The 12,231-nt window shown below is 35.1% G+C and carries 12 protein-coding genes; 1 reads left to right on the forward strand and 11 read right to left on the reverse strand.

The features are described 5' to 3' along the window. The first annotated feature begins 329 nt into the window (after positions 1 to 329). Positions 330 to 911, forward strand: a complete 582-nt coding sequence (locus T472_RS10700) for a helix-turn-helix domain-containing protein (RefSeq protein ID WP_052011805.1) — start codon at positions 330 to 332, stop codon at positions 909 to 911. 432 nt (positions 912 to 1,343) lie between these two features. Here T472_RS10700 and T472_RS10705 read toward each other — a convergent pair whose 3' ends face one another. From T472_RS10705 to T472_RS10755, 11 genes are all read right to left on the reverse strand, one after another. Then, positions 1,344 to 2,489, reverse strand: a complete 1,146-nt coding sequence (locus T472_RS10705) for a DUF2974 domain-containing protein (RefSeq protein ID WP_023387335.1) — start codon at positions 2,487 to 2,489, stop codon at positions 1,344 to 1,346. A gap of 139 nt (positions 2,490 to 2,628) precedes the next feature. Continuing rightward, on the reverse strand, positions 2,629 to 3,558 hold the full coding sequence (locus tag T472_RS10710) for a YegS/Rv2252/BmrU family lipid kinase (RefSeq protein ID WP_023387334.1): 930 nt from the start codon (positions 3,556 to 3,558) through the stop codon (positions 2,629 to 2,631). Between the two features lie 50 nt (positions 3,559 to 3,608). Continuing rightward, on the reverse strand, positions 3,609 to 4,157 hold the full coding sequence (locus T472_RS10715) for an HD domain-containing protein (protein ID WP_023387333.1): 549 nt from the start codon (positions 4,155 to 4,157) through the stop codon (positions 3,609 to 3,611). Further along, positions 4,108 to 4,827 carry a putative ABC transporter permease gene (locus tag T472_RS10720; protein ID WP_023387332.1) on the reverse strand — a complete coding sequence of 240 codons (720 nt, stop codon included), beginning with the start codon at positions 4,825 to 4,827 and terminating at the stop codon, positions 4,108 to 4,110. The genes T472_RS10715 and T472_RS10720 overlap by 50 nt, the downstream gene beginning before the upstream one ends. A 33-nt stretch (positions 4,828 to 4,860) precedes the next feature. After that, complete coding sequence (ubiB, locus tag T472_RS10725) at positions 4,861 to 6,552, reverse strand: 2-polyprenylphenol 6-hydroxylase (protein WP_040907386.1); 1,692 nt, start codon at positions 6,550 to 6,552, stop codon at positions 4,861 to 4,863. A gap of 39 nt (positions 6,553 to 6,591) precedes the next feature. Then, positions 6,592 to 7,581, reverse strand: coding sequence for a 3-oxoacyl-ACP synthase III family protein (locus T472_RS10730; RefSeq protein WP_023387330.1), 990 nt, complete (start codon positions 7,579 to 7,581; stop codon positions 6,592 to 6,594). Between the two features lie 77 nt (positions 7,582 to 7,658). Continuing rightward, entirely contained in the window at positions 7,659 to 8,531 is an 873-nt protein-coding gene (locus tag T472_RS10735) for a DegV family protein (protein ID WP_023387329.1), read from the reverse strand. 130 nt (positions 8,532 to 8,661) lie between these two features. Then, the gene (locus T472_RS10740; protein ID WP_023387328.1) at positions 8,662 to 10,026 is read right to left on the reverse strand and encodes a radical SAM/SPASM domain-containing protein; all 1,365 of its coding nucleotides are present in this window, start codon (positions 10,024 to 10,026) and stop codon (positions 8,662 to 8,664) included. Between the two features lie 141 nt (positions 10,027 to 10,167). Then, positions 10,168 to 11,025, reverse strand: coding sequence for a patatin-like phospholipase family protein (locus tag T472_RS10745; protein WP_023387327.1), 858 nt, complete (start codon positions 11,023 to 11,025; stop codon positions 10,168 to 10,170). A 176-nt stretch (positions 11,026 to 11,201) separates the two neighbouring features. Beyond that, complete coding sequence (locus tag T472_RS10750) at positions 11,202 to 11,549, reverse strand: phasin family protein (RefSeq protein WP_023387326.1); 348 nt, start codon at positions 11,547 to 11,549, stop codon at positions 11,202 to 11,204. A 29-nt stretch (positions 11,550 to 11,578) separates the two neighbouring features. Next, positions 11,579 to 12,160 (reverse strand): TetR/AcrR family transcriptional regulator, encoded by a 582-nt coding sequence (locus tag T472_RS10755; protein ID WP_023387325.1) that lies wholly within the window; start codon positions 12,158 to 12,160, stop codon positions 11,579 to 11,581. Between the last annotated feature and the right edge of the window lie 71 nt (positions 12,161 to 12,231).

The following is a 12,231-nucleotide window of genomic DNA, read 5'->3' on the forward strand; positions in this document are numbered from 1 at the left end:
AAACATGCCCGTGAGCCACCTTTACAAATCATACCACAGGTTTTCGCAATAATCAATTTTATTTTGCGTTCGCGAAAACAATTCGTTAACAGCAATCATTCATTTGCGAAAGCACTGTGATTTATCACCTTATAGGACATCCCCTGATCAAGGATGATTCCAGACCTATCGGGTGAACAACTGAATAACTGCAGCCAGCCTACTGGAATAGCTGGTCGCCAATTCTGAAGCGGGAGTTATCCCATTCGGACGGTCGACTATTGCCTTTTTGGCTGGTGCACGTCATGTGAGCTCTCGCTTCGCTTTAAAGCCGAAGGAGGGCTCATATTATGACAAATTCAGACAATCAGAAGTATTTCATCCCTATGGAAGTTACCAAAGAGACGATCAAAGATTTCAACTTAGATCGCTCGCAGGTAGTGCCAGCAAAAATCGGAAATAAAGTTGTGTCCGCTATTATGGTTCCGGCAACAAAAGAACAGTATGAGGCGTTCATGCAACCTCTTTGGGCGGAAATGAGGCGTGATGAACGTAGCCGCCGCTGCACAGTTAGTGATGGTAAAGGTAAGCTCAAACGTTGCGAATTGGACTGTAAGTCCTGCGAAAAGATGAAGGACGGAGCTCCGCTTTCACTTGAGTCTTTCTTCGAAGAAACAGAGCTTGAATTTGAGGACCCCGACGCGAATCAGTGCGAAGCAATCCTAACTGCAATGCTCTTTGAAGACCTTCTAGAAAAGCTACGTCAGCAAGCACCAGATTTAGCGAGCATTTTTGAAATGCTCTATGATGGGAAATCTCAGTACGCAATAGCCGAGCTAATTGGCAAGCCACAAACGACTATCAATTATATGATTAAGCGTATGCGTATGATACTCCAGCAGCATGTTGGTCATGAAGATTTAGGAGTATAAAAAACGAGGCGGTAGTTCCACAACGGGTCTGCCGCCATAAAATTATTACAACAGTTCTCTAGCTTCAACCCCAGGCCAAAACAACAGTTCCCATAACTCGCAGAGCAAAAAGTAGTTCTCTATCCTCAACCTAACAATTCCGTTAAGGCCTACACTACTTATGAGAGACAAAAACAAAGGTTTCCAGCAATCGGCGATTATAACCGAAAGTCTGGAAACCTTTGATTTAAGCCTTTCTAAGCCTTTTTATTTATCTTTGCGTGACATCAAGACAACAGTCTCAACGTGGCTCGAGAGGACAGCATTGATGTCATTTGCACCTTACGTTCTCGGGAACATATCAATGGTTTTTTTGCTGTTTTTCTCGAAACCGACGTTCTTGGAAACATATCAACGGAAATATTTTTCAATATTTCCGTTGATATGTTTTTATCATTTTCTTGGATGAATTTTGGTAAATGTTAAGTCAATCTTTTCACCAATAGATTTGCTATATACTTTTTGTCCCTCATTCAATAATGTCACAATTGTTTTTTTAAGAAGTAGTTGAGTTTCTGAATCCATGCTTCTATATTTGTTTATCATCCCATCAATCACTTTTAACTTTTCTTTTGATAATTCATTGAATGTTTGTGCACCTGTTACTTGAATAATTTCAAAGAGAGCATCTATGAAATGTTCTCTTTGTTCTATTGATAAATTATCAAGCCACAATCGTATTGTGTTATCAAAATCGCGGCAATTTTTACTCAATTCCCCGTTATAAACAAAATTCGGACCTTTAACTTCCCATAAAAAGGCATCATGCTGTAATATGCCATATCCGCTGCTATCAATAACCTTAAAATTTTCTCCATGTTCCAAAAGCATACCCACCACTGAAGATTTAGGGATTATTGTATTTACTTTATCTGCAACACTTTGATAACCTTCACTTTCAATGATACTTTTGTGAAATCCAGGTCCATCATTATTGTAAATATTTAAGACCTTATCTCTTATCTCACTTTTTATGTGTGTTGCAGCATAAACAGCAAGATTTCCCCCTTTCGAATGACCACCAAGATAAAACCTCCCCTTAAGATTAGAAATAATACAATTTACATAAGATGCAGCCTGTTTTTGCGCCAACACTTCATCTATAAAACTCATGCGTAAATTTTCTTTCCAACCGGCTATTGTGTTATCGGTGCCTCGAAAAGCAATAAAATACTCATCACAAGCAATTGAAAATATCACTGCAGAAAACTGATTTGAAATTTGGTGGTCAACTCGATTCACATATCCAAATAAGTTTATGTTTTGAAAACGAGCTGTCTTTGCAGCTCTTATAAGCAGTTCAGCAATCTTTTCCGGAAAATAGTAGTTCACGTATTCAGAGGGTGGTAGCTTACTAGCCATAAATTTATTTGCTAAATCTAATAATGTTATTTTACTGTCATTAATTTCGTGGGGAACGCTTCCATCTAATTTTAAATATGACAGGTTCGATAGTATCAAATTATCGACTTCATTAAAACTATCACTCGCAAAACTTAAATCTCCCCGCCAATCTAAATAATCTAAGATATTAGCCATGATAACGCCTCCCCTCTAATTTAGATATTCAGAATTGATGACTACTAATAAACTCAATCACTAAAATCACCTTTTCTAGTTTCCATGAGCTAATTTTAGAAATTGTTTTTGCTGCGCCAAGAGCAATCTAACTTTGAAATTAAGCCTTTCTCCTTAAAAGGTTCTTTTTTATACTTAAAACATTCCTATTCACACCTAATACAGATATTGCATTCTTTACACATTCAATCCTTAAAGGAAAATCAGGGCCTCTTTCACCATCAATATCAGTTATTAAAGTATTATCCTCAGTTTCAATGTAGAGTTCATCCGTCTGAAAATACAAAAGGCCTACAGGTTCTTCTAGATGATCTCCCTTGAGAAATTTTATAAGGAGTGGAAATAGCTCCACTAAAGATTCTGCCTTTATTAAAATTACATCCAACTTGCCGTCATTTCCGTGCGCTCTGTATGCAAGTTCAATATTCCCCGCCATTCTTCCGTTAAATACAAGTATCATGTACATGTCTCCGTTGTATTTTGCATCTTTGGAAGTAATCTTTACAGGTATCTTTTTGAAATTAGGTATCTGTTCAATACCCTTTAAATAATATGCAAGCTTTCCAATAGAATTTTTAAACTTGTTATCTGTTTTTTGAGACACGTCTGTAAATAAACCGGTGCTTGCCACATTAACAAAATATCTGTCATTTACTTTACCTAAATCCATTTTCATAGGTCTACTTACAAGTATCTGTCGGCATGCATCTATAATATCTATAGGCATTCCAATATACTTACTGAAATCATTGGCTGTTCCTGTAGGCAGAATCCCAATTGGTAAATCAACCTTCAATTCCATCATCTGATTTATTAATAAGTCGACGGTTCCGTCTCCACCTGCTACAAGAATATGAGAATAACCGCAGTTTATATCTTCTAAAGCTTTCTCCATGTTATATATATCGTCTAATCTAATGGGGAAAATGGCATATCCTTTTTGTTGATAAACTTTGATTATTCCATCCAGCTTATCAATAATCGCGCTATCTCCAGCACTAGGATTATATATGAATTTAACTTTTTTCATTATTAATCCCAATTCTCCTTTATATTCTTAACATTACATTATTAATGAATTCAAAGCTCATAAGTTTCTCTTTGACATCTACTTAAGAGCTTTCGAATAAATCTATCACTGTTATTTCTGTCTCTTAGATTAAAAATTTCCGCCGTCGAACAATACTTATCTACAAAAGAAACGATGAAAGATTCTTTGTATTTGGGCAACCTGATGGTAAGCGGCCACATATGCTTCTCAATAATGTCTTTCTCTATTACATTCAAGCAAAAATTTTCGTTAGCATTTTTTAAAGCAGTAACTGGATGAGTGAAGCCGTGTAATCCATGTCCTGATTTGGTTATATGCCAATCATACAAAAAAAAATCATGCAGCAACGCCCCCCTTGCAGCCGATTTGTAATCAAGCTCCAAACCTCTGCAAACCAAATAACTGTTGTATGACACATCTATGCTATGTTCAAGACATGTTATATTGCTGTGTTGTATAAGCTTATTCATTGAGATCACAGTTTCATTTTGAATCAAATCGCTAATGCAATTTTCAAATTCACTATAGCTACTTGAATCTGATCTTAATTTCATCTTTGATTTTATTAATTCTACCATTTAAAACACTCCTTACGTCACGGTTCATAATACCCGCATTTAAAATCAGTAACCGTGGAAATGCAAGAAAAATTCGTTTATATTCAATAATCTTATCATAATACTTATTGACTGAAAAATCAGAATATTTAAGAATAACTATTCTTAAATCCACTATATCCATTACCGATTTTATTGTATCTGCAAGAAAGTATATTATTAAAACTATAGAAAAATATATCTTTGTTTGTATCGGAATAGAAATATATATTTTTAAAATTTCAGGATGAATTACCTGTAGCATTAGGAATGCCAATAAACCCCACAGAAGCGAATATTTCAGGCAAATATACCCATGCAAATTCAAAGCACAATCACTATAGTCCCACCACTTGCAGTTGAAAAATTTTTCCAAAGCAGCACCTGTGATATATTCCAAAATTGTAGTCAGGATAACCGAAAATAATATTCCTATCACATATAATGTTAATCCATGTTCAAAAATACCATTGGCCCATTTCGCACCTAGGATAATCATAACTGCACCGAACCCATAAATCGGACAAAAGGGCCCGATTAAAAACCCTCTGTTTATAAACTTCCTTTCAATTGTGCTGGCAAATATAGTCTCCATCAGCCATCCTAAAAAGGAATATATAGCAAAAAATAATATCAAGTCTAGAAAATACATATAATTCCACCCACTTCATTCATTGAGCCCTTTTTATTTTAAACGCGTAGACCGAAGTATCGATAATATTAAGCCTACAATAATGAAACTTGCAACAATCAGTCCCACCTTTAAAGCGGTAATGCTTAGAGTATATACTTCTATATCCGCATAGCCACTCCCCCCTATACCTATCACAATTCCTGCTATTATTATGCTTACAGCCAGCAATACTACACTAAAAGTAATCCTGTTGAAAATCTTTTCAAAACGTTTTTCGACGGATTCAATGCCTTTCATTTGAAACTGCATGGTAAATTCGTCATCTTCCAATTTTCTTAAATAATTATGAAAAATAGAAGGAAATCCCCTTAATAAGCTCCCGTAATCCAATGCTCCGCCTATAAATTCCACACCTATTTTTTCGGGAGAAAATGATTTAAACATAAGATTTCTTGCTATAGGATCTGCGATTTCCAATACGTTTAATTCGGGATCCAGTTTTGCAACCAGTCCTTCCAATGTAACAAGAGTTTTAGCAAGCATTGTAAATTCACTTGGAATTACAATATTATATGAAAAAGCAAGGTTGAAAACCTCTTTAAAGACTTCACCTACTTTTATTTCATTTAAAGGAATAGATAAATATTTATCACGCAAAGCATCAATTTCCCGTTCTAATTTTTTCATATTTACGTGATGAGTCATGGCATCTATAGCAATTATTGCTTCCAAAATCAATCTACTGTTTTTAAAAGTAATTCCCATAAGCATTTTCAAAAACTGTAATTTGCGTTCATCATTTAATTTACCTATCATGCCAAAATCAAGGAAAGTAATTTCATTATCAGGCAATACCATAATATTACCCGGGTGGGGATCTCCATGAAAAAAACCGTCTCTCAAAATTTGATTGAATATTGTTATACCGAGGTTTCTGGCTATTAATTTACGGTCTAGTCCTGCTACGTCCAATGCCTCGAAATCATTTAGCGGTATACCGTCTATATACTCCATTGTTAAAACACGTCTTGTAGTATGAATCCAGCTTATATCGGGCACACTAATTCCCTTGTCTTTTGAGAAGTTTTCCTTGAACGTTTCTGCGTTTTCTCCTTCAATTCTAAAATCCAGTTCATTTTTCAGCGTGCTTTCAAATTCCTGTACCGTTTTAGTGAAATTATAAAGCTTTCCGTACTTTGTATGGTGATCTATAAAAGATGCGAGATCTTTCAACACCATTAAGTCAAGATCAATATTTCTTTCAATCCCCGGTCTTTGAATTTTTACTACCACTTTTCTGCCTGAGTTCAGCCTGGCAAGATGAACCTGGGCTATTGATGCGGCTGCAAGTGGAATTTCATTAAATTCCCTATAGATGTTTCCAAGTTTGTCATCAAATTCACTTTCTATCAAAGATTTCACATCATCAAATGGAAAAGGAGGAACCGCATCCTGCAACTTTTCAAGCTCTACAATAACATCATGTGGAAGGATATCCGGCCTTGTACTAAGTATCTGGCCAAGCTTTATAAACGTTGTGCCGAGTTCCTCCAAAGAAAGCCTCAGGCGCCCGCCTGTAGATAGCTTTTCATCAATACTTTCATCTTTCTCTTCAATCTTTTTTCTAATATTGATGTAGTCAAATATTCCAAGTTGATCGATAATCGTACCAAAGCCGTGTTTGACAAATACAAAGATAATTTGTCTGTACCTCTTAATATGTCTATAACGACTTAAATCCACCAAACAATCACAACCCTCCTAATATTTTATGTCCTGTTTTCATACGTGCCATTTCATTAAGCTTGCTCCCCATGTTAATCCTGCTCCAAATCCGACAAACAGTAGTATGTCGCCATTTTTTACTTTACCGTTATTACATGCCTCTGATAAAGCGACAGGTATTGAAGCCGAAGACATATTACCATAAAACTCGATATTGCAATACATCTTCTCATGGGGTATCTTCAGCCTTTCTGATACGGAATGCAATATTCTTTTGTTCGCTTGATGAGGTATTATCAAATTTACATCTTCAAGAGTTATTCCGGCTTTTTCAGTAATCTCATTTATCATTTTTTCAAAGATTTTTACAGCAAACTGGAAAACTTCCCTGCCATTCATAACTATAGTATTCATCCTGTTGTCTAAAAGCTCATGGGTCAGAGGCTGTTTTGCTCCTCCTGCAGGTACTTTTAATAAATCTGCGCCCGAACCGTCCGAACCCTTTAAGCTTCCCAAAATGCCAAAGCCCTTTGGGACTTTCCCTATAACAACAGCACCTGCTCCATCACCAAATAGGATACTTGTGTTTATGTCGTTATCATTTATAATTCGCGAATATGTGTCAGCCCCAACCACCAGTACATTTTTATGCTGTCCTGACGAAACGTAACTAATAGCAATATCCATCCCGTATATAAACCCGGTACACGCTGCTGAAACATCAAATGCTGCGGCGTTGTATGCACCTATCCCGTTTTGAACCAGGCACGCAGTGGAAGGAAATAACATGTCCGGTGTTGTTGTTGCTACTATTATCAAATCAATTTCTTCAGGTGTGATATTGGCGCTTATAATTGCTGCTTTGGCGGCCTTTATTGCCAAATCAGAAGTGCAGATACCTTTTTCAGCTTTCCTTCTTTCTTTAATGCCTGTCCTTTCTTCTATCCATTTTTCTGTTTTTTCAAAACGCTTAGCTATTTCAAAATTAGTTATTAATAAGTCAGGAACATAATGCCCATATCCTATAATTCCAACGTTATTTTTCAATTAAATAGTCTCCCCATCAAAACTAAAATTTGCCCAATTCTATCGCAGCAAATCCAAGCATTAGTTTCATATTAAATTTAAATTTCCCTGTCTTTACCAATAAATGTAATACAAATTAAACCTGGTCCTGTATGAGTCCCAATAATTGGGCCAAGATAATTAATAACTACATTTCTCACTTTGATCTCACTCATTAGTAAAGTTTTCAAATATACTGCATCCTCAATGCAATCTCCATGAGTAATGTAAATTGTCTGTTCTTCTGGATTAATAATTTTATTTTTAAGCTCATCTAACAACTCTCTAATTGCTTTTTTTCTTCCCCGAACTTTTTTTACAGGAACAAGTTTCCCATCATTATTTATGATTAGAATAGGTTTAATACTTAATAAAGTGCCAACAGTTGCGCTTGTAGCCGAAAGTCTTCCACCTCTTTTAAGATGATCAAGACTGTCAACTGTAAACCAATGGTTAACCTTCAATTTATTATCTTCAATCCAACTTACTATGTCTTCCTTGGATTTTCCATGTTTTAACATTTCGCAAGCATAGAAAACTAATAATCCCTGCCCAGTGGTAGCACTTTTTGTGTCTATAACTGTTATGTCAGCATTTGATTCTTCCGCCAATATTGCATTTTTAGCTAGAACAGAATTGTTATAGGATCCACTTAATTCAGATGAAAAGCCTATATATACAATAGAATAACCTTCAGAAATATATTTCCTGAAATACTCTTCAAATACGAAAGGTGTAATTTGTGCTGTAGTTGGCATTTCACCATTACGTAACTCGTTATAAAACTCCTTATAACTTATTGATTTCCCAAAGTCGTCTGCATAATCTTGCCCTTTTAAATTAAAATAAAATGGTATTACAGGAATGTTATTTTCTTTTAAATATTCTGCCGTAAGATCACAATTTGAGTCTGTAATAATTATTGGCTTCATTGCTATTTCCTCCGAATTTTAGTGTTAATTTAATATACTGAGTGAAATCCTTTTGTTGAAAAAAAGTTGCCTTATACCAACGACCATTCAGACGTTTGCACTGATATCCTTATAATCATAAATTGAATGCTTATAATTTCTTTTCAGTTTTAGAAGAATTATTCCACAGTCTCTCTGCCGTTTCCGCCCATTTTTCAGAAGCATGTTTACACTTACCACACAAAAGATTTACATCTTCAGGATGCAGAATTTCAGTTGATTTTGCACCTGAGGTAACAATCATACTTTCAAGCTTTTCTGGATTATCTAGTAGCGGACATGGTCTTAAGAAGTTGCTATTAAATGGTTGATTTTCTTTGTACTGCATGAACAAAGGGTTTTTAAATGCCTCAAGCAAAGTGGTATTATGAATATTTGAATCAGAATAATGTATAAATGCGCATGGTTCAATATCTCCATTTGCATTAATGTGTAGATAGCTTCGTCCACCAGCAATACACCCTTTTACATATTCGGCATCATTCCAGAAATCCATCGTAAAAATAGGTTTGCTATCTCTAAATCTTCGAATTTGATGGTACATAAATTCACGCTGCTCAGCGGTCGCCATTAACTCTGGTGAAGCATCAACTCCTACAGGAATATATGTGAAGAACCAAGCAAATTTTGCGCCTTTGTTAATCATATCGTCAAAATATTTCTCACTGCCTATGGTTTCTGTATTCATGCTTGTATAACAGCAGGAGATTCCAAAAGGCAGTTTTTTGCGTTTGAGAATTCCCATTGCTTTTACAACAGCAGCATAGGTTCCTTCGCCACGGCGAAAATCCGTTTCTTCTTCAAAACCCTCGACGCTGATTGCAGGAACAAAGTTTTTAACCCGCAACATCTCATCTGCAAAGTACTCATCAATCAAAGTGGCATTGGTGAAAGCCAGAAATTCACAGTCATTATGCTTTTCACATAGTCTTATGATGTCGTCTTTGCGGACCAAAGGCTCTCCTCCGGAGTATATAAACATATAGGTACCCAAAGCTTTACCCTGCTCTATTATGCTGTCTAACGTTTCAAAACTCATGTTCATTTTGTTGCCATAATCTGCAGCCCAACAACCAGTGCATTGAAGATTGCAAGCTGAGGTTGGATCCATTAAGATCGCCCAAGGCACATTGCAGTTATTCTCTTTTCTTGATTTTTCCTGTCTCTGACCGCCTATAATTGTTGCATTCACAATAAAGTTTTCAAACATCTTTTTCCGTACATCATCATCAACATCAGTCCAAAGGCTTTTTGTCAACTGATACCAGTTACTAGATTCATCAGTTAATGCATTTCTAATTGTTTTTAATTGGCTTTCTAAACCTCCATCCTTATCAAACTTTTCAGCCCAATCTAAAATCTTAGGAATGTTCTTATCAGGTTCAGAATCAAGATAAGTTATCACCTTTTTGAGTCCATATGATTTTAGACTTTCTGGTATAGTATTTTGATTCATACTTATTTACCTCCGTACAGCATTTTTATAAAGTATTAACATACATTTCTTCATAAAAATCCATATCATTCATACGACTGTATTATTCGCAGAAAAAATTTTTTGAGATATTCGTCATATTCTGTTCTTGTTTTCTGATATTTAAATATTATCAGAAAGAAACTTTATTAAGGATTCGAAGTTATCTTTCATCATGTAATAGCCACGTGAATAATGTAAAAGCAGTGTTTTATAGTCATTCTCCAATCTCTTAATTGTAGGATTTCCTGGTCTTATAACAAAAACCTTTCCTTCTGCTTCTAATTTTTCTATATCTTTTATTTCATTTCGATACATTGTTGGTCTTGTCAAAATCGTGCTTAATAATTCAGGATATCTTTTATAATAAACCTCACATATTTTTTTCTGATAATATGGTAGTGTCGCCGTGTCGCCTTTATTTCTAGTTAGTATTATTACATTTTTCTTGTAACCTTTAGCCATTGCTCTCTGTATAGGAATCGAATCTGCTAAACTCCCATCTAAATATTTACAATCATTGATTTCCACCATAGGGGTAATTAATGGCATGCTCGAAGATGCTTTTACAATTGTAGATAGCCTGTTGTCTACAATCTTCTCTTGCAAATACTCGGCCTTACCAGTTAGACAATTTGTAACAACCATTTCATTTTCAATTTCAGAATTAAAATATGTGTCAAAGTCAAAGGGTTTCTGTTTATGCGGGTTTTCAAAGAACATTTTATCCAAATCAAGAAGTTTTCCTGACTTTAATAGTTGATTAAACCCATAAAATCGTTGTGCAGCATCTTGTTTAATCATATTATCACGTGTATGTCCAATCTGTTTTGACACATAAGCGAGCATATTACATGCTCCAGCAGAAGCCCCAACAACATATGAAAAATATACGTCTCTTTCCATCAGATAATCTAAAGCACCTGCTGTAAATACACTTCTTAAGCCCCCTCCTTCTAATACCAATCCGGCATTTTCCATCTGTCTTCTTGCCTCCTAACGCGATGTAACCCTCTTCCTTAATCTGAAAGTTAATGCTTCATACTTCAAAAGTATGTTAAATTATATCTAGCTTTTATTGCCCAACAATACATTCGGACGTCCGTACTATTAAGCAGATAGAAATACTGTTGCCAAATATTAACAAAGCAATTCTATTATTTTAAATCTAACTTTTCACTAAGATTTTTAATATCTTCTTTTGTAGCGATTCCTTCATAATTAATCACTTTTGCTAGCTCTTCACGGATTATATCTCTTAAATCATCTTTTTTGACAAGATCCTTCAAATCCATATTATCTTTTATTTCATCCCTGACAAATTTCTTTAATTCTTCTCGTTGCTCTTCACCCTTTTTTACAAGATCGCTAACAACCTCTTGTGCGTCTTTTCTGGTAACCTCACCTTTGTTAACCAGTTCATCTACAACCTTTTCAATTTTTTCTCTTGAGTAGGCAAAGAGTCCTAACCCCATATTAAATGGTTTTTCTAAAATACTTGACATATAAATCTCTCCTTTTCATTTTTTTGATTTTAAACCAATAGTAATTCAATTGCATTTAAAGCTTCAGGTAGCTTTTTTTCTTGAGGATCTAAAATTACCTGTATTGCAGTTCCAAACATTGCTCCTAAAAGCATTCTCGCTATGGATTTTGGTGTATAGGTTCTTAAATTGCTTTTTAAAGGAATGTCATCTAAGACGTATTTTTCTATCAGATTTACTAAATTTTCAAAAAGATTACGGAGTAAATTGCTAAATTGCGCAGACCAGAGTGACATACTTGTAAAATCATAAAACATTTTAAATAGCCTTGGGTTTTCTTCCAAAACCTCCTGGAAATATGTGATAAGATCCGACAATTTTTCTTTAGGAGTTACCCCTTTTCTCAAATGCTCTTCAACTTCTATTAGGTATTCTTGAATCATCATTTTTATTACTTCTGTAAGCAACCCATCCTTATTTTTATAATGATAGGTAAGCTGACTTAGCGCAACTCCAGCTTCATCTGCAATATCCCGCATGGATACATTTGCATAACCTTTTGAAGAAATACATTCAAATGCAGTTTGCAGTATTCTCTCAGATTGGTTTCCTTTTTTTAGTTCATTGTTCATAGTATCACTCCCGTCTACCAATTAGTACGAACATCCGATTTAATATTATCATATTTACTTTTCATCGCTTT

Source organism: Youngiibacter fragilis 232.1, from assembly GCF_000495435.3.
Classification (GTDB): Bacteria; Bacillota; Clostridia; order Clostridiales; family Clostridiaceae; genus Youngiibacter; species Youngiibacter fragilis.

Excerpts from the sequence above, each read along its gene's own strand:
- T472_RS10700 (WP_052011805.1), top strand. The coding sequence starts at position 330 with ATGACAAATTCAGACAATCAGAAGTATTTCATCCCTATGGAAGTTACC.
- T472_RS10705 (WP_023387335.1), bottom strand. The coding sequence starts at position 2,489 with ATGGCTAATATCTTAGATTATTTAGATTGGCGGGGAGATTTAAGTTTT.
- T472_RS10710 (WP_023387334.1), bottom strand. The coding sequence starts at position 3,558 with ATGAAAAAAGTTAAATTCATATATAATCCTAGTGCTGGAGATAGCGCG.
- T472_RS10715 (WP_023387333.1), bottom strand. The coding sequence starts at position 4,157 with ATGGTAGAATTAATAAAATCAAAGATGAAATTAAGATCAGATTCAAGT.
- T472_RS10720 (WP_023387332.1), bottom strand. The coding sequence starts at position 4,827 with ATGTATTTTCTAGACTTGATATTATTTTTTGCTATATATTCCTTTTTA.
- T472_RS10735 (WP_023387329.1), bottom strand. The coding sequence starts at position 8,531 with ATGAAGCCAATAATTATTACAGACTCAAATTGTGATCTTACGGCAGAA.
- T472_RS10740 (WP_023387328.1), bottom strand. The coding sequence starts at position 10,026 with ATGAATCAAAATACTATACCAGAAAGTCTAAAATCATATGGACTCAAA.
- T472_RS10745 (WP_023387327.1), bottom strand. The coding sequence starts at position 11,025 with ATGGAAAATGCCGGATTGGTATTAGAAGGAGGGGGCTTAAGAAGTGTA.
- T472_RS10750 (WP_023387326.1), bottom strand. The coding sequence starts at position 11,549 with ATGTCAAGTATTTTAGAAAAACCATTTAATATGGGGTTAGGACTCTTT.
- T472_RS10755 (WP_023387325.1), bottom strand. The coding sequence starts at position 12,160 with ATGAACAATGAACTAAAAAAAGGAAACCAATCTGAGAGAATACTGCAA.